Annotated in this window: 13 protein-coding genes; 5 read left to right on the top strand and 8 right to left on the bottom strand. The window is 51.3% G+C overall.

Annotated features, from left to right (window positions below):
• Positions 1-60: 60 nt before the first annotated feature.
• Positions 61-1,455: an MBL fold metallo-hydrolase RNA specificity domain-containing protein gene (locus AB2U10_RS18075; RefSeq protein ID WP_367916400.1), complete on the top strand. Its 1,395-nt coding sequence runs from the start codon at positions 61-63 to the stop codon at positions 1,453-1,455.
• 74 nt (positions 1,456-1,529) lie between these two features.
• Here AB2U10_RS18075 and AB2U10_RS18070 read toward each other — a convergent pair whose 3' ends face one another.
• Positions 1,530-3,011, bottom strand: coding sequence for an ATP-binding cassette domain-containing protein (locus tag AB2U10_RS18070; protein ID WP_367916399.1), 1,482 nt, complete (start codon positions 3,009-3,011; stop codon positions 1,530-1,532).
• Between the two features lie 102 nt (positions 3,012-3,113).
• Between AB2U10_RS18070 and AB2U10_RS18065 the strand changes: the two genes are divergently transcribed.
• Positions 3,114-4,061, top strand: coding sequence for an N-acetylornithine carbamoyltransferase (locus AB2U10_RS18065; RefSeq protein ID WP_367916398.1), 948 nt, complete (start codon positions 3,114-3,116; stop codon positions 4,059-4,061).
• Between the two features lie 9 nt (positions 4,062-4,070).
• Here the strand turns inward: AB2U10_RS18065 and AB2U10_RS18060 are convergent, their stop codons facing one another.
• Positions 4,071-5,024, bottom strand: coding sequence for an MlaD family protein (locus AB2U10_RS18060; protein WP_367916397.1), 954 nt, complete (start codon positions 5,022-5,024; stop codon positions 4,071-4,073).
• 40 nt (positions 5,025-5,064) lie between these two features.
• Positions 5,065-5,847, bottom strand: a complete 783-nt coding sequence (locus tag AB2U10_RS18055; protein ID WP_367916396.1) for an N-acetylmuramoyl-L-alanine amidase family protein — start codon at positions 5,845-5,847, stop codon at positions 5,065-5,067.
• A gap of 158 nt (positions 5,848-6,005) precedes the next feature.
• On the opposite strand from AB2U10_RS18055, the gene AB2U10_RS18050 reads away from it, so the two are divergent.
• Positions 6,006-8,948: a putative LPS assembly protein LptD gene (locus tag AB2U10_RS18050; RefSeq protein ID WP_367916395.1), complete on the top strand. Its 2,943-nt coding sequence runs from the start codon at positions 6,006-6,008 to the stop codon at positions 8,946-8,948.
• Positions 8,949-9,055: 107 nt separating this feature from the next.
• Here the strand turns inward: AB2U10_RS18050 and AB2U10_RS18045 are convergent, their stop codons facing one another.
• Positions 9,056-9,973 carry a PfkB family carbohydrate kinase gene (locus tag AB2U10_RS18045; RefSeq protein ID WP_367916394.1) on the bottom strand — a complete coding sequence of 306 codons (918 nt, stop codon included), beginning with the start codon at positions 9,971-9,973 and terminating at the stop codon, positions 9,056-9,058.
• Between the two features lie 426 nt (positions 9,974-10,399).
• Between AB2U10_RS18045 and AB2U10_RS18040 the strand changes: the two genes are divergently transcribed.
• On the top strand, positions 10,400-11,623 hold the full coding sequence (locus tag AB2U10_RS18040; RefSeq protein WP_367916393.1) for a hypothetical protein: 1,224 nt from the start codon (positions 10,400-10,402) through the stop codon (positions 11,621-11,623).
• A 194-nt stretch (positions 11,624-11,817) separates the two neighbouring features.
• Here AB2U10_RS18040 and AB2U10_RS18035 read toward each other — a convergent pair whose 3' ends face one another.
• Together AB2U10_RS18035 and AB2U10_RS18030 are read right to left on the bottom strand one after the other, a co-directional pair.
• The gene (locus AB2U10_RS18035; protein WP_367916392.1) at positions 11,818-12,324 is read right to left on the bottom strand and encodes a GbsR/MarR family transcriptional regulator; all 507 of its coding nucleotides are present in this window, start codon (positions 12,322-12,324) and stop codon (positions 11,818-11,820) included.
• Positions 12,325-12,494: 170 nt separating this feature from the next.
• A complete protein-coding gene (locus AB2U10_RS18030) occupies positions 12,495-13,154 on the bottom strand; it encodes a metal-dependent transcriptional regulator (RefSeq protein ID WP_367916391.1) in 660 nt (219 codons plus the stop codon).
• A gap of 77 nt (positions 13,155-13,231) precedes the next feature.
• On the opposite strand from AB2U10_RS18030, the gene AB2U10_RS18025 reads away from it, so the two are divergent.
• Positions 13,232-14,227, top strand: a complete 996-nt coding sequence (locus AB2U10_RS18025; protein WP_367916390.1) for an NADPH:quinone oxidoreductase family protein — start codon at positions 13,232-13,234, stop codon at positions 14,225-14,227.
• 22 nt (positions 14,228-14,249) lie between these two features.
• On the opposite strand, the gene AB2U10_RS18020 is transcribed toward AB2U10_RS18025, so the two are convergent.
• Together AB2U10_RS18020 and nhaA are read right to left on the bottom strand one after the other, a co-directional pair.
• Positions 14,250-16,076: an ExeM/NucH family extracellular endonuclease gene (locus AB2U10_RS18020; RefSeq protein WP_367916389.1), complete on the bottom strand. Its 1,827-nt coding sequence runs from the start codon at positions 16,074-16,076 to the stop codon at positions 14,250-14,252.
• Positions 16,077-16,105: 29 nt separating this feature from the next.
• Positions 16,106-17,278 carry a Na+/H+ antiporter NhaA gene (nhaA, locus tag AB2U10_RS18015; protein WP_367916388.1) on the bottom strand — a complete coding sequence of 391 codons (1,173 nt, stop codon included), beginning with the start codon at positions 17,276-17,278 and terminating at the stop codon, positions 16,106-16,108.
• Positions 17,279-17,295: the final 17 nt, after the last annotated feature.

Below are 17,295 nucleotides of genomic sequence, written 5' to 3'. Positions count from 1 at the left end.
TTATTTTGGTTTCCGGGCCTGATTTTCCCAAATTGCAGCCATTCAAGCCTTAAAAGAAATATGAAGATCCGGTTTTTCGGAGCAGCCCAGCGCGTAACGGGCAGCAAGCACCTTATCACCACCAACAAAGGCACCAATGTCTTGCTGGATTGCGGGATGTTCCAGGGGATCAATACCTCAGAGCTGAACCTGCAGTTCGGATTTGAACCTTCAGAAGTAGATTACCTGCTTCTTTCTCACGCCCATATTGATCATTCGGGGCTCATACCAAGACTGGTCAACAAGGGCTTTAACGGGAAAATATTCTGTACGGCCGCTACCCTGGACCTGTGCAAGATTATGCTGCTGGATTCTGCCCGGATCCAGGAACGCGACCTGGAGCGGATCAACAAAAGGCGAAAGCACCGGGGCGAGGAGCAGCTCGAAAGCCTCTACAGTGAAGAAGATGTATATACCGCTCTTTCCCTGTTTGTTCCGGTTCAGCTGAACCGCCCGTTTTACCTGGAAGAAAATCTCAGGGTAGAATATTTTAACGCCGGGCACATCCTGGGCAGCGCCGGCATCCTGCTTAGCTTTGAAGATCCGCATTATACCAAAAAGCTGTTTTTTACGGCAGATATCGGGAGGAAGCACGACCGGATCCTGGATGCGCCGGCGCCGTTTCCGCAGGCCGATTACATTATTTGTGAGTCTACTTACGGCGACCGCCTGCACGAGCCTGACGTAGATGCCCATGCCCGCCTGCTGGATGTGGTCATGCGTACCTGTGTGCAGAAAAGAGGAAAGCTGATCATACCCGCGTTTGCTGTAGACCGTACCCAGGAGATGGTGTTCCTGCTGGATCAGCTGGAGAGCTCGGGTCAGCTGCCGCGTATCCCGGTGTATGTGGATAGTCCGCTGGCCGTAGACGCCACCCGTATCATGAGCCGGCACCGGGAAGATTTTAACCGCGACATCCTGGCATATATTGAAAAAGACGGAGACGCCTTCGGGTTTAAGAACCTGGAGTATATTACGGAAGTGGAAGAATCCAAAGCGCTTAATTTTAAGCCGGAACCCTGCATCATTATTTCGGCTTCCGGCATGGCAGAGGCGGGCCGTATCAAGCATCATATTGCCAATAATGTGGAAGACCGGCGGAATACCGTCCTGATTGTAGGGTATTGCTCACCGGGAACGCTGGGAGCCCAGCTCAAAAACGGCAATCAGTTTGTCAGGATATTCGGGGAAGAAAAAACCGTGCGGGCAGAGGTGGAAGTCATGGATTCTTTCTCGGCTCATGCCGATTACGCCGAAATACAGGATTATCTTTCCTGCCAGGACCCGGCCAAAGTAAAGGGACTCTTCCTGGTGCATGGTGAAATTGAGACGCAGAAAGCCTTCAAAGAAAGACTGAACCAGCAGGGCTTCCGCAATGTGCTTATCCCGGCGCAGGGCGATAGCTTTACACTGTAAAAGGAGGTAGGTGGTTCCCGGGAACCGCGCAATTGCCATTAACAGGATTTACCCTTCTGAACCCCGGTGCCGTGTCAGGCGCCCTCCACCTTAACCACCCGCCCTTCATCGAGATAAAGCTTTTTGCTGACACAGGCAGGAATCTCTTCCATATAGTGTGTAATGTAGATCAGGGTTTTCTGCTGTGATTTCACGATCTCGTTCAGGGTTTCGCGGAAGAATACCATCTGGTTATGGTCCAGGCCCTGGCAGGGCTCATCGAGGATCAGCACCTGCGGATTTTTTACAAGAGCCCGTATCAGCAGCACCATCCGTTGCTGCCCGGAAGACAGCTGATCCAGCCGTTTTTCTTTGAGATGACCTATCCCGAAAAGCTGAAGGTAACTGTCAATAAGGGTCATCTGCTCTTCATTCAGCTTCCTGAATAGCCCCATGGTATCAAAAAAGCCCGAGCCGGCCACTTTCCATACCGGGGTGAGCTTATGAAAGAACAGGTGCAGTTCGGGCGATACAAAACCTATGCGCTTTTTGATATCCCAGATGCTTTCGCCGGTACCCCGCCGGCGGTCAAAGAGGTAGATCTCGTTTCGGTACGATTGCGGGTTATCTGCCGTGAGCAGGCTCATCAGCGTGCTCTTACCCGAGCCGTTCGGGCCCAGCACAGCCCAGCATTCGCCTTTTTTTACCTCCCAGTTGATATCGCTTAAAACCTCTTTCTCGCCGTAATTCACCCGGATGTTCACCAGCTTTAATGCGGTATGGAAACCGGGGAGGGTTTCGGTATGCAGCTTTTGTATACGGGTTAACTGACGGGCCAGGTCAGCTATTTCCAGGGGAGCTTCTTCTTCCAGGTCTTCCACCCGGCCGTTAAAAACAATTTCTCCTCCGCGGAAGCAGAGCGCCTGCTCAAAGTTGGCCGGGATGTCTCTCTTATCCGCCACCAGGAATACCTGCACGCCGGTCATGCCCCGGATGATTTCTTTCAGGTCATTCCTGCTTTGGATGTCGAGGCCGGAAAACGGGTTGTCGAGGAGAATAACGTCGGGGTCCTGGAGGAACCAGTAGGTGAGGAGGCTGCGGCGTGTTTCGCCGTTGGAAAGAGAGGTGATTTTCCTGTTCAGCAAATGCCCGACCCGGAAACGGGCAGCGGTCTGCTCTACTTTTTCAGGCGAATGGGCCAGGGGCGGCAGCTCTACAGACAAAGGGTCAACCGTGCCCAGCGGCAGCACCTGGTTTTGCAGCACCTCATACAGGGTAGGCCCGGTTTCGGCATCGTAGGCATTGTAGCGCTGCTGGTAATACTGGTAGGCGCTGCCCACGATCCGGTGAAACGAATAATCGCGGCTGACACTGACCACCTTACGTGATTTGTCTTTTTCCAGCTTTCCGCCGGATGGGAATATTTTCCCGGCCAGCAGGTCGAGGAACGTGCTTTTTCCGGATCCGTTGCTGCCCGTGACGGCCCAGTTTCCTGTGCCCTTATCGTGGAAAGTAATATTTTTTAAAACCGGGTTATCATTTTTCTTTACCGATACATTTTCTAAGCTGAACGCCATTTCCCTCGTTGTTGTTTTCGAGTGCAAAGGTCGGATAAATACGGTTAAGAGGTAAGGGTTTTCTGCTTTTACGTGTAAATTTGTGCCCAAAAAAAGCAATAGATGAAGCATTTCATAAATTTAGATGACGTCAGCAGCGTGGAAACGCTGGTGAACCTGGGCCTGAACCTGAAAGCCAACCCGCTTCAATACCAGTCGCTGGGGAAAGACCTGACCATCGGGCTGGTTTTTTTTAATTCCAGCTTACGTACAAGGATCTCCACCCAGAAGGCGGCCCTGAACCTGGGCATGAACGTCATTGTTATGAATGTGGGGTCTGACTCCTGGCAGCTGGAGTTTGAAGACGGCGTGGTTATGGACCAGGGCAAGGCCGAGCATATCCGCGAGGCGGCAGCTGTACTGGGGCAGTACTGCGACGTTCTGGGCGTGAGAGCCTTTGCCGGGCTCACGGATCGCGACGAAGATTACCGGGAAGTGGTGCTGGAGAGCTTCCGGCGGTTTGCCGGCGTACCCGTTATTAACCTGGAATCTGCCACCCGCCACCCGTGCCAGTCGCTGGCCGACCTGATCACCATTGAAGAGCTTAAAACCAAAGAAAAACCCAAAGTGGTGCTGACATGGGTACCGCATTTTAAGCCGCTTCCGCAGGCAGTGGCCAACTCTTTTACCGAATGGGTGCTGAGAACCGACTACGACCTGGTCATCACCAACCCGGAAGGCTATGACCTGGCGCCGGAGATCCGGAAAAATGCCCGTGTGGTGCATAACCAGGACGAGGCTTTTGCCGGCGCCGATTTTATTTATGCCAAAAACTGGTCTTCGTATGAATCGTACGGAAAGGTGCTTACCCAGGATCCTTCCTGGGCCATTACACCGGAGAAAATGGCATTAACCGACAGCGGCTATTTTATGCATTGCCTGCCGGTACGAAGAGGCCTGAAGGTCAGCGATGCCGTTATTGACGGAACCCATTCAGCGGTTATTCAGCAGGCGGGTAACCGGGTCTGGTCGGCACAGGCGGCATTGACCCGGATACTGGAGAGCCGGTAATATACCCGGTTATTCTTCTTCTTTCTTTGCAGACTTATCCTTACGGCCGAACAGCGAGAAGTGTACATACCGCCGGGGGTTCTCTTTCAGGTCTACCATCAGCTTGTTCAGTGATTCGGCGGTATTGTTCAGGTTCATGTACAGTGAATCGTTAGACGTCAGCTTGCCGATAGTACCGTTACCCGAGTTGATTTCGCTGACAATGCTCTGGAAATCAGTAATTGTGGCATCCAGCTTGTTCATGGTGGAGGCAAGCTGCATAGAGCTGAGCGAGTCGGTAAACTGCGTGGCATTGGCCAGGATAGGCTTCAGCTGGGCATCGAGGTCTTTTACCACCCGGTTCAGGTCTGCCGTAAGCACGGCGGCATTACCGGTGATGGTATTCAGGTTTTTGGAGTTGGATGCCATAATGGCGTTCAGCCCGGAAGTAGACTGGGTGGCACTGGCCAGAAGGGTTTTGAGGGCATCGCCCGAATGCTGAAATTCTTTGGCAACCACGTTCAGGGTCAGCAGCAGGGAGTCTACCTTCTCGAGGGTAGGATCCAGCATTTCCGTTACCGAGCCCAGCAGGCCGGTCTGAACACCGGTTTTTACAGGTGAATCAGGCGGAAGCGGATTCCCCGGGTTGATTTTGAGAATGAGCATCTTCCCGCCCACCAGGCCGTCATCGGCCAGCAGGATCTCCGACTGATCGGTGATTTTTACTTCTTTTTTGAGCGAAACAATCACGTTCACCCTGTCGTTCTGGTAGTCAGGCGTGACAGAAGCTACCCGGCCCACCACAACACCGTTATAGGTTACCGTATTGGAAACTTCCAGCCCCATGACGTCTTTAAAGATCAGACGATAGTCTTTGGTGGAAGAAAAAATATCAGATCCTTTGAGGAAGTTAAAGCCATAATACAGGAGGACCAGGCCGATAATTCCCAATATCCCTACCTTAACCTCTTTTGAAATATTCATTTTGTCCGGCAATTATGTGCAGGCGCAAATGTACGAAATATTATTTTTTGTACTCCTCAAAAGCTCTAAAAATAGCATCCGCCATCTCTTCCCTTCCTTTCTCGGAGGCCAGCACGCGCGAGTCTTCGGCATTCGAAAGGTAGCCTGTTTCGATCAGAACGCTCGGCATGGTGGTTTCCCAGATGACCAGGAAACCGGCCTGTTTTACCCCGCGGCTGCGCATGCCGTTCACATTACCGAAGTACTTTTCCACCCGGGCAGCAAAATTGGTGCTCTGGGTCATGAAGGCGTGCTGGTAGTTGGCCAGCATGATGTGGGCCAGGGGCGACTCGGGGTTAAAACCCTTGTAGGTCTTTTTATAATCTTCTTCCAGCAGGATCACGTTATTTTCTTTTTTAGCAAGATCCAGGTTATCCTGCGTTTTGTGAAGTCCCATGACATAGGTTTCCGTTCCCTTAACATGGGGCTTGGTGTTGGCATTGCAGTGAATGGAGATGAAGAGGTCGGCTTTGTTCCGGTTGGCAATAGCGGCCCGTTCATGGAGAGGCACAAAAACGTCTTTATCCCGTGTATAGATCACGTTAACGTCCGGGAAAGCCTCTTTGATTTTTTTGCCCACCCGAAGCGTGATATCCAGGGCATACTTCTTTTCCCGGCCCTGTCCGGCACCGGGATCTTTCCCGCCGTGACCGGCATCCAGCACGATCGTATTAATGACATATCCGTTGGAAGGACCTCCCGTATTTTCAGGAGTAAACGAAGACAGACCCAAATAGAAAAGCACCGTCAGAGCTGACGCATAAAAAATTTTATAGGAAAACATCGTTAATCTATCTTTTAATCTAACGTTAAAGATATAGTTTTTTATAATTTTGCACTTACAAATATAAAAAAATTACATTATAAACTGAAGAATGCTACGATTATTTGAAAAGTGGCGTTTATAAGTTTATAGAAAAAGCCATTTATACGCTACCGGATTTGAGAGTAAAGAACCTGATACTTATCCTGTATGTTCTAACGAGTTTCGGACTTTCCGCTCAGGTCAAAAGACAGGCAGCGGGTGGCCAGCCGGCAAGAAACACACCCGGCCGTTCCCTTCCGAGGGATACGGTTAAGCTACAGTTGGCCGACTCCCTGATCAGCCGGGAGAGCGGCCTCACCACTACCGTGACCCGGTACGCCAAAGATTCGGTTATCTTCAATGTAAAAAAGAAGCTTTACCATCTCTATACCGATGCCAGGGTAGAATACCTGCCTACAAAGCTGGCGGCAGACTACATCATGCTGAACTGGGGGAGCAACGAGATCTTTGCTCACGGGATACCCGATCTTACCGACAGCACAGGGAAGGCTGTGCGCGGAAAGCCGGTCTTTGAAGACGGCACGGAAACGTACCACATGGACACCATCCGGTATAATTTCAAGAGCAAGCGGGCCAAAATTTACTCGGTGGCCACCGAGCAGGGGGAAGGGTATATCCACGGGAAGGTGGTGAAAAAAGACCAGTACGATAACCTGCACCTGGGCTTTGCCAAGTACACCACCTGTAACCTGGCAGAGCCGCATTTTCATATTTCCGCCAAAAAGATCATGTTCATCAATAAGAAATCGGCCATTTCGGGGCCCTTTAATATTGTGGTGCATGATATTCCTTTGCCCATCGGCTTCCTGTTCGGCTTTTTCCCTGTACAGCCCAAGCAGGAGATCGGTACCTCCGGGTTTGTGATGGGAAGCTACGGGGAGCAGCGGAACGACGGCCGGGGCTTTTACTTCAACGACTTCGGGTATTACCATGCCTTCAATGAAAAGATCAGCAATACGGTTACCTTCCAGGTGTATTCCAACCTGAGCTTCGGGGTAAAAGAGCAGGTAGATTATGCCCGCAAATACAAGTATAACGGTACATTTTCAGTACAGTTTAACCGTAACGTACAAAGCAACCAGTACGGGTTGAGAGGGAAGGAGTATAATCCCTCGAATAACCAGTTTAACGTGGTGTGGTCGCATTCGCCGAGAAGCCTGAGAACCGACAGGAGCTTCTCGTCCAATATGAACTACATGACTAACGGCTTCAACGCCAGCAACGTGAAGACGTCTAACCTGAGCACGGTGGTTCAGAACAACGTGGGCGGGAGCATCAACTATATGCGGAACTTCGGGAAGCTCTATACTTCTACCTATTCTTTCTCTATCAGCCAGAACCAGAATAACTTCACGTCGAACCTGGGCTACTCTATGGGTCTCAAGCAGTTTAACCCGTTTGTTAAGGAGAAAAACCAGGTAGGACGGTGGTACGAGTCGTTCCGGGTAGGGCTGAACCTGACAGGCGGTGTAGCGGCTACCAACAGCATAACCAACCGGTCTTCGTCTTACACCGACTACAACATAGCGGGTATCAGCAACTCGCCCTATACCGAGGCAGAGCTGCGGCGCATCAACGAGCTGAACCTGCTTATTTATGATCTGAACCTGTCGATAGAGGAAAGGCAGGCCTACCAGAAAGAGCTGGAGGGTCTGCAGAACCCGAAGCTGCAGGGCCTGGGACCGATCCTGAAAAACAGCCGGGTGACCAATTCGTACAGTGTGCCCATTACATTGCCGAACATCAAGATTCTGAAATACATCAACCTGACACCGTCTATTTCTATGCGGGGCGATCTGTATGACCGGAGCCTGCAATATACCTATGTCAACGAAAACAAGGAATTGACCCTTTCAAACGGCAGCAAGGTATTTGTGAATGTAAAAGATAATATTGATACGCTGAGCTATGTGAGAGACAGCACCGGGCTGCATGTAAACATGAACTCGACCAGCGGGGGTGTGGTGGTGATCGATACGGTCAGGGGAATGAACTTTGCCAACCAGGTGGCGTTTGGCGCCAGCATGAACACCCGTTTTTACGGTACCTTCAATCTGGGGCAACGAGGCCGGATACAGGCCATCCGCCACACGGTTAACCCGTCGGTAGGGTTCAGCTACACGCCTCAGAACAGGATGTCGGTTTATCAGCAGGTGCGGTCAGATTCTACTTATCGGTACCTTCCGCGGTACATTGGCGGTAGCGGAAGCTCGTCGCGCGATGCGGGCAATGTGAGCTTTTCCATCAGTAACCAGCTGGAAGCCAAGGTCAGGAGCCGCTCCGATACATCCGAGACCGACTTTGAGAAGGTGATGCTGCTCGACAACTTCAACATCAGCACCAGCTACAATATCTTTGCCCGGAAGGAGATGAACGAGTTTGCGTTATCCAACGTATCGCTTTCTACCAATACGTCGTTGTTCAGACGCAAGCTTAATATCAATGCTTCGGCCACGCTGGATCCGTATATGTACGTGACTGACCCGCTGGTGAAGAGTAACGAGGCGGGGATCCGTATCCCTACCTATAAATGGAAGCGGCGCAGCACCGAGTACCAGGATACCGATGTGGGCTCTTACCTGACTTCGCTCACCTTCGGGGCCAGTACCAGCCTTAACCCGGAAGTGTTCAACGGGGGCGCAGCGGCGGGCAGGGGAGCCAGCCCGGCCATAAATCCCAACACGAACCTGCCGGTGAACCCCATGGATTACGTGGATTTTAATATTCCCTGGAACCTGAGCGTCAATTATTCGGCCAACTACAACAAGCAGGGCCTTGCGCCGGAGCGGTGGACCATGGCGCTGTCTTTTTCGGGCGATATGAGCCTGACAAAAAATACAAAAGTGACGTTTAACAGCGGCTGGGACTTCCGGTTCAACCAGGTTACACTGACCAGTGTGGGAATTGTGCGGGAGCTGCACTGCTGGATGTTCTCCCTGAACTGGACGCCTATTTCAGGCAGCGCCATGCGAAGCGGCGGTTTTGATTTTACCCTGCGGCCGAAAGCCAGCCTGCTTAAGGATCTTAAAGTGACGAAAAGGCGGGCGGGAAGCTATTAAGTAGTACAGGTGTAAGAAGCAGGTTTATGGCCAATAAGGCAAAAACCTGCTCCTTACACCCGGTACTCGGTACTCGGCACTCGGCACTTGGTACTCGGCACCCGGCACTAAAGTATTTCCACGCTCGACAGGCTCAGGAACTCCCGTACCCTTCCCACGATCTCCTCTTTACGGAGATACTGCATTCTTTCCGTTCCGAATTTCTCCACGCAGAAAGAAGCCATGGCCGAACCGTAGATCACAGCGCGTTTCATGTTTTCGAAGCTGGTGTCATCGGTCTGGGCCAGGTACCCGATAAAGCCTCCGGCAAAGGTATCTCCGGCGCCGGTAGGGTCAAATACCTCTTCCAGGGGCATGGCCGGGCAGAAAAAGATTTTATCGTCCTGGAAAAGCAGCGCACCGTGTTCTCCCTTTTTAATGACCAGCGATTTGGGTCCCATGGTAAGGATTTTTTTGGCGGCTTTCTTTAAAGAATATTCGCCTGAAAGCTGGCGGGCTTCCGAATCATTGATGGTCAGGCAGTCGATCTCCTTCAACACCATTTTAAGGTCGTCCATCATGATGTCCATCCAGAGGTTCATGGTGTCGAGCATCACGAATTTCGGGCGGTTACGTAATTTTTTCAACGTCTGGTACTGGATCATCGGAACCAGGTTGCCCAGCATAAGATAGGTGGCGTCCTGGTACGATTCGGGAATCACCGGATCCCAGTTCTCAAAAACGCCCAGCTGGGTATCGAGGGTGTCACGGTGGTTCATGTCCTGGTGGTATCTGCCGTGCCAGAAGAAGGTTTTCCCGTTCGGGTCTACAGCCAGTCCTTCGGTATTGATGCCGTGCTTTTTAAAGGTTTCCATCATTTCTGAAGGGAAATCATTACCCACTATTCCTACAAGATTATTCTTAGTGGCAAAATAAGAAGCTGTGAGGGTGATGAAGGTGGCTGCTCCGCCTACAATTTTATCTGTACTTCCGAATGGGGTTTCCAATTTATCAAAGGCTACAGAACCTACCGTTAAAAGACTCATTTATATCTGTTTTTTGGCGCAAAAATACTTTCTAAAACCAAAAGAATGGTAGTTTTAGCCGGAAAAAACAAAATAACTGTGTTTATTTTTTTAAATGTCTGTCAAAAAAAATTACATTTGCATTGCAAAAAGACACTACCTTTGTCTTGAGTTTTGTTTATTAGTAAATTAAATCAAGTTACAGGAATAAAATTTCTCACAATGAAAAAGAGATTATTAAGTTTTGTCACAATTCAGGCGGTTGCACTTCTAATTGGGGCTTTATCATTCCAGAGTTTTGGACAGGGTACCAAACCCTGCTGTGAAGAGCTTGTTAACGCTTTCGGCCCTGCCTCGTCAAGCAAACCGGTGCTTTTAAGAAGATTAGGAACAAGCCCTCAGTTCGGGGAGATCCCTCAGCACACGTCAAAATCAGCGTATGATCATTTGAAAAAAGTGCATACCCGCAACCTGAAAGGAAGCCGCCAGGAAATGGACCGTTTCCTGAGACTGCTGGGATACTCCGGTTTGAATGACCCCTCGTTCACTGTAGACAAAATTACGCCGGCTATCCTTCCTAAAGGAAAAATAGGCTGGATGGGAGGATATTCCCGGGGCCATCAGTATAAATGGTCTGTTCTGGGTAACCCGTTCCCTACCTTTAAAATTGTTTCAAAAGACGGGAAATGCCATGCGTATATCATGAAGAAATGTGGTAACGCGTTCTTTGATCCTAACGAGCAGATCTGCCCGGATCCGAAAGTTCCCTGTAAAACACAGGAGCTGTCTTTTGCCGGAGACGGAAGCATCAAAGCCGGTGATGTGATCAACACTACCCAGACCCTGCCGATCATTGGTACCTATAATGATAAGAAGCTGTGCATCGGTGAGCAAACCGTGGGTGTACGACTGACCTATGAGCTTTCTGCCGAAGGACAGGTAAATTATGCAAGAACCTTCCAGGTATGTGATTACGGTACTAACGCACCGACCAGCCTGAATATGCCGGTGTTAATGGAATACGAGATTTCAGCTTCCAATGTAACGCTGGGCGGAGAAAACGGCGGTTCGCTGCAGGTGCCTCTGACCAAGAAGCAATACAACCGGATGAGAAAGCTGTACAGCGCATGTCCGGCCGATGCGTCTGCTCCTACTGCAGCATCTGCCCTGGTAGCCAACAAAGTGAGCAACTTCTCAGAAGGCTCTGTAGCTCCGGCAGTGTCTAACAACCTGACTACCACAGAAAACTGTGTGAGACAAACCCTGTCACTGAGCGGTAACGGCGAAGTAGCCGATGTATCGGCAAAAAGCAGCACCCAGGAAGTGACCGTTATCGGAAGATACATCAAAGAAGGAAAGCTGAAAAAAGGAGAGACCGCTGACAAATACAGATGCCTGGGTACATACAGCCTGCCTGCCAACTCACAGGTACAATACAACCTGAAAGGAAACAGCAAGATCGAGCACGTGATTGAGGTTTGTGATAACGGCAACGTGAATCCTAACGAGAGCATTACCGTGCCTATGACCATTAACACCGAGTTCACCAAACAGGATGTAATGGTAGGTGATTACGGTAAAGTGTATATCCCGCTTACCAAAAAGCAATACAAGAAAGTAAGCAAGATTTACGGAAGATGTTGTGCTGACGGAAGCACCAAGTGTTTCTGATTTGCGGAAGATAATAGAGAAGGCCCTCGGTTGAGGGCCTTTTTTTTGACCCTATAGGCATGGAGGCATTGAAGAAAAATGAAAAGAATCCATTGCTGCTACCAGTGGCTGACTGCGGCCAAACGGAATGCGTTTTACACGTGTTCCGGTCTTAACAACAATTCTTGAATGACTCTATGCCTTATAGGGTAGTATCAACCTTTCTGGTGAATACGCGCAAAGGTGCTCACCAGCCACTGGCTTTCCTCCCTGGAGATGAGCTCCAGGGTGCTGTCGGCCAGGGAGGCCACGGCATCAATATCGTTGACTATCTTAAGGAGATCTTTAGCCTCTTCGTTATCTTTTACCCCGTTCCGGATATCGTTCATGGCATCCAGCAGCGGCGTCAGCTCGCGCCTTCTTCTCTCCCGGCTGATCTGGCGGGTGATTTTCCAGATATCTTTTTCAGCAACAAAATATTCTTTCCGCTCTCCCGGGATCAATTGTTTGAATATGAGGCCCCAGCTGATCAGGTCGCGCAGGTTCATGTTCACATTGCCCCGTGAAATCTGCAGCTCCTCCATGATTTCGTCGGCATTGAGGGCTTTGTTGGAGAGCAGAAGCAGCGCATGAATCTGAGACATGGTCCTGTTGATACCCCATTGCGTGGAGAGGGTACCCCAGGTGTGGATAAACCTGTCTTTTGCTTCTTTCAATTCCATGTATTTACAGCACGTAATAATTATTCAAAGTAAATATAAATATTTTGAATTTTCAAAATATTCTGAAAATTATTAAACGTTTTGAAGCCAGTTTATTATGAAAAATCGCCTGCTCAGACAGGAAAAACGGAGCTCTTCAGCCGGGGACCGGGGGGTATTTCCTGTACCGTTTACACGGCAATAACCCGGATATTGGCACTGATCTGGTGACTAAAGCTTTGCGGGGTATTTTCGTTGATGATCACGTGTTGGGAGCGGTCAAAATCCATGGTTTCGAGGATCCGGATGGTGTCGCCCAGCCGGAAGCCCAGGCGGTCGATCTGCCGCAGGAAACGGTCATCAGAAGATCCCACGGCCATAAAACGGTAGAGTGTTCCGGGAGTGCACTCGGACAATGCCACAAAGTTCTGAACGGCAATGACGCCCTTTTCATCCGGGATGGGTGAACCGTGCGGATCTACCTTGGGGTGGTTCAGGATCTCATCGATCTTCTGAAAAAGCTTGGGCGACTGGATGTGTTCGAGTTGCTCGGCCACTTCGTGCACCTCATCCCAGCCAAACCCCATTTTTTCGACCAGGAACATCTCTACCAGCCGGTGCTTACGGATGATGAGCCCGGCAGACCGCCGGCCTTCTTCCGTGAGGCGGAGCGGCTTGTATTTCTCGTACAGCACCAGTCCCTTTGCCGCCAGCTTTTTCACCATGCTGTTCACGGTGGGCATTTTAATGTCGAGGCTTTTGCTGAGGTCCAGCACCGATACCGCCGGGTTTTCCGTACTGAGGTGGAACAGCGCTTTCAGGTAGTTTTCTTCGGTCAATGTCATCATCATATACAAATTTACTCGAATATTTTTAATGTACTTACCCGCAAAAGCCCTTAGTTTTGATCTGTTAATCCAATAGGCCTATGAAAGCTGTGGTCTGCGACCGCTTCGGAGATATGAGTCATACGGGTATCCGGGAGGTAAAAACCCCGGAACCGGGCGATCACGAAGTACTGATCGGGGTAGCCGCCTGTGGCCTGAATTTCCCGGATCTGCTGATCCTGGAAGGTAAATACCAGTTTAAACCGGAGCTGCCGTTCATTCCGGGCGGTGAGATTACGGGAGTAGTGTTGGAAACCGGGCGTAAAGTCAAAGATTTTTACCCCGGTCAGGAGGTTTTTGCCATAGAGCGGTGGGGTGGCCTGGCCGGGGAGATCGTGCTCCCTGAAACGCGGGTATTTCCTTTACCGGGCGGGATGCCCCTGAAAGAAGGAGCCTCGCTGATGTACAATTTCAGTACGGCCCTTTATGCCTTAAAGAACAGGGGAGAAGCCCGGCAGGGCCAGGTTCTGCTGGTATCGGGAGCTTCGGGCGGTGTGGGCCTCGCCGCCATTCAGCTCGGAAAGGTTTACGGGCTGGAGGTCATTGCCGCTGCCGGGAGCCCGGAGAACCTGGTCCTGTGTGCTGCTTACGGAGCCGATCACCTGCTGAATTACAACGAAGAGAATATCCGGGAAAGATTGAAGGAGATCACCGCCATGAAGGGTGCAGACCTGGTGCTGGATACCGTGGGGGGCCGGTTTGCCGGGCCGGCGGTGAGGAGCCTGGCCTGGGCAGGGAAATACCTGGTGACGGGCTTTGCTTCCGGGGAGATCCCGGCTGTCCCCCTGAACCTCCTCCTGCTGAAAGGGGCCGACATAAGGGGGGTATTCTGGGGGAAATTCTCCCGGGAAGAACCCCTGAAGCAGCAGCAGAACGTAGACGAAATAGGCCGGTATTATTCCGAAGGCCGGATCCGGGCCTGTATAGGCCGGGAGTATGCCCTGGATGAGGCCGTGCAGGCCCTGGAAGATTTTAAAGAAAGAAAAATAAAAGGTAAGGCGGTAGTGATCTGTAACCCGGCGCTTATAGCCGGTTAGAATCACCACCGTCCTGAACGGCTTATTTTAGCCGTAAGCCGATGATCAGCGGGTCATGATCCGAGGACCGGAACACGCTGGCATCGTAATAGCTCTGCACCTGTTCGGGTGTTTTAAACTCGGTATTGTAGTCCAGTATCGGGGCTTCTTCCGAATTAATATGCCATTTTACCGCCCTGGTTACCTGGGTGGTCATGCCGGGCGTGGCCAGGGCGTGGTCAAGTGAGCCCCAGAAGCCGTCGTATACATACGAATAAGACGTCATGGGGAACAGGCTCTTGTAACCGTATGAATTCAGGTACTGCAGGGGATCTTCCAGGGCATAGGAGTTGAAGTCGCCCATGAGCAGGTAATCGGGGTCTTCAGTGCCTGTAGGGCGCGTATCCAGCCAGTTTTTCAGGTCTTCGGCCTGCTGCACACGTAATTCGTTGTTGCGGCCCTGTCCGTCGTTTTTATCTTCATTGCCGGCGCCGGCACTCTGTATGCCCTTCGATTTGAAGTGTACGGCTACCAGTGTGAACTCCTGGTCGGAACGAAGCTCCCGGAACGTCTGTACAACGGGTTTTCGCCTCGCAGAGTCAAAGGAGGCCGTACCGTACCCGTCGGGCATGGAGACCGTACGACCTGCCGGCGCTACTTTTTTGGCATCGTAGAGGATAGCCGAGGCGATCACGTCAGTGCCCCGGTTGTCCACTTCACAGGCTACGAAGTTCCGCTTATTTCCCGAAGCCCGGTTCAGGGCCCGGACGAGCGTCTGGATAGCGCTGTACTCCCCGAAACCGTCGTTCTCAATCTCCATCAGGGAAACCACGTCGGCCCCGGAGGTCAGGATCACATTAACGGTCTTGTCCTGCTGCCGCCTGAGCTCTTCGGGGGTATTGGCCCCCCGCTCTGTCGGGAAGCCTCCGCCCTGTCCGTCGCCGTTAAAGTAATTAAGCACATTGAAAGCCGCTACCTTTAGGGTGCTTTTCCGCGGAATTTTCGGGGGAGTATAAAGCCGTTTGGCAGAAGGTTTGAACCATACGGTTTCCGTAGGCTGGATCCGTATGGCATCGAAGCGGTCGTCTACAATGCCAATGATCTCTTTTACCTCGTCGCCACCCCTTATGGCATGGTACATATCAAAGGGCTTCCCCTCTCTTCCGAAGGGCAGGTAGGTCGGGTTACGCATCCCGCTGCCGTCGTCCAGCACGATTTTCCGTTTTTCCGTTACTGCCAGGTAGGCCTTGTAACTATCCGTATCGGGCGCATTGAACTGGGTAAACTGGTCGAGGCGTCCGTCGGTTCCCGGCTGGTTCTCCGGCCCGGTAGCGCATAATGTAATCTGGCCGAAACGTCCCAGCTGGTAAAGTTCGGTTACAAAAAAATTTCCTTTTTCTGCTTTTATACGCACGCGCATGCCCTCATACTGTTCCCATTTATCGTTGGGCAGAGTGACCGTCACCGGGGCAGGAAGCCTGTTGTTTTCCGACAGGGTAAAAATGTTGCTCACATTTTTTATATGGGTCAGCGAGCTGCGGGTGCTTTTCAGCTCGCCCACTTCTCCGATCACCTGGATGAGGTCACCGGTTTTGCCTTTAAACAGCTGGGCAGGGTCATGAATGAAAATCCCTTCCGAGGTGCTCACATCGTCATCCGGTTCGGGCTGCTGCAGGAAGAAGCCGTTCAGCTTGTCTTTCCCGGCAAATACGGCCGTAACCACCCCGTTTACCGCCACTTTCTTTCCGGCCAGGGGAGAGGTCTTCCCGTGCCCCTGGATAACGGAGACCGGGGTGATATCGGTTTGCTGGGCAACGGCGTACCCGGAAATAAGACACAGGAACAGGAAACGGGCGATTTGCTTTTTCATCAGATCAGGAATTTGAGCCCAAAAATAGCTTATTTTCTTGGGGATTTATAAAGGGAAGAAAGGAATATTGACCCCAGTACGGCGGCCAGCACAGAGGCCACAAGTATGCTGAATTTGGCCTGTAGCAAAGGAAGCGCTCTGCCCGTAAAGGAAAGGATAGAAATAAATACCGACATGGTAAAGCCGATACCCGCCAGAATACCGGCGCCGAAGATGTGTTTCCAGCCCGCTCCCTGGGGCAGCGAGGAAATACCGAGCTTTACGGAAAGCCGGGAAACCAGAAAAATACCCAGGGGTTTGCCCAACACGAGCCCGAGAATTATACCTGCTCCCAGCGGAGTAAAAACACCGCTCAGCATTTCATTATCAAACCGGATATTGGTATTGACCAGGGCAAACAGCGGCATGATAATGAAATTTACCGGCCTGAGAAGCAGGTGCTCCAGCTTTTCAAGGGGAGACTCGGTGGCATCAGGGGTAGTGGGCAGGGTCAGGGCCACCAGCACACCGGCAATGGTGGCATGGATGCCCGAATGATGGATAAAATACCAGATAAACAGCCCCGGTATAAGGTAAAAGTAAAGCTTCTTAACGCCCGCCAGGTTAAACAATACCAGGAGAGCTGTCAGCGCGCCGGCGTAGAGGAGATACAGGTAATGCAGTTCTGACGTGTAAAAAACGGCAATCACCAGTATGGCCAGCAAATCATCTGCGATGGCCAGGGCGGCGAGAAATATTTTCAGGGAGGCCGGTACCTTTTTCCCCAGCAGGGTAATGATGGCAATGGCAAAGGCAATGTCAGTAGCCATGGGTATGCCCCAGCCGCCTGAGGTGTCGGTTCCCCGGTTCAGGACGGCAAAGATCAGGGCAGGAGTGAGGGCCCCTCCTATGGCCGCCAGGATGGGTAAGGCCGCTTTTTTGGGTGATGACAGCTCGCCTTCAACCAGCTCACGCTTGATCTCCAGGCCTACCAGCAGGAAGAATATCGCCATGAGGCCGTCGTTGATCCAGGAGAGCACGCTGTAGCGAAGGTGCTCAGACGGTCCCCATTCGGTAGCCAGGAAATTTTCAAAAGCAGTACCCGCCGCAGAATTGGCAACAATAAGGGAAATAACCACACAGCCAAGAAGAATAACGCCGCCGGCCATACCCGATTTCAGGAAATCACGGAAAGGCCGGAGATTAATGCTGAATTTGCTCATAGCTTCAAAAATACGCA

This window comes from Leadbetterella sp. DM7 (genome assembly GCF_040829825.2).
In the GTDB taxonomy this organism is placed as follows: domain Bacteria; phylum Bacteroidota; class Bacteroidia; order Cytophagales; family Spirosomataceae; genus Leadbetterella.
This window is presented reverse-complemented; position numbering and strand designations above follow the sequence as displayed.

Excerpts from the sequence above, each read along its gene's own strand:
- AB2U10_RS18030 (WP_367916391.1), bottom strand. The coding sequence starts at position 13,154 with ATGATGATGACATTGACCGAAGAAAACTACCTGAAAGCGCTGTTCCAC.
- AB2U10_RS18070 (WP_367916399.1), bottom strand. The coding sequence starts at position 3,011 with ATGGCGTTCAGCTTAGAAAATGTATCGGTAAAGAAAAATGATAACCCG.
- AB2U10_RS18065 (WP_367916398.1), top strand. The coding sequence starts at position 3,114 with ATGAAGCATTTCATAAATTTAGATGACGTCAGCAGCGTGGAAACGCTG.
- AB2U10_RS18020 (WP_367916389.1), bottom strand. The coding sequence starts at position 16,076 with ATGAAAAAGCAAATCGCCCGTTTCCTGTTCCTGTGTCTTATTTCCGGG.
- nhaA (WP_367916388.1), bottom strand. The coding sequence starts at position 17,278 with ATGAGCAAATTCAGCATTAATCTCCGGCCTTTCCGTGATTTCCTGAAA.
- AB2U10_RS18045 (WP_367916394.1), bottom strand. The coding sequence starts at position 9,973 with ATGAGTCTTTTAACGGTAGGTTCTGTAGCCTTTGATAAATTGGAAACC.
- AB2U10_RS18055 (WP_367916396.1), bottom strand. The coding sequence starts at position 5,847 with ATGTTTTCCTATAAAATTTTTTATGCGTCAGCTCTGACGGTGCTTTTC.
- AB2U10_RS18060 (WP_367916397.1), bottom strand. The coding sequence starts at position 5,024 with ATGAATATTTCAAAAGAGGTTAAGGTAGGGATATTGGGAATTATCGGC.
- AB2U10_RS18025 (WP_367916390.1), top strand. The coding sequence starts at position 13,232 with ATGAAAGCTGTGGTCTGCGACCGCTTCGGAGATATGAGTCATACGGGT.
- AB2U10_RS18075 (WP_367916400.1), top strand. The coding sequence starts at position 61 with ATGAAGATCCGGTTTTTCGGAGCAGCCCAGCGCGTAACGGGCAGCAAG.
- AB2U10_RS18035 (WP_367916392.1), bottom strand. The coding sequence starts at position 12,324 with ATGGAATTGAAAGAAGCAAAAGACAGGTTTATCCACACCTGGGGTACC.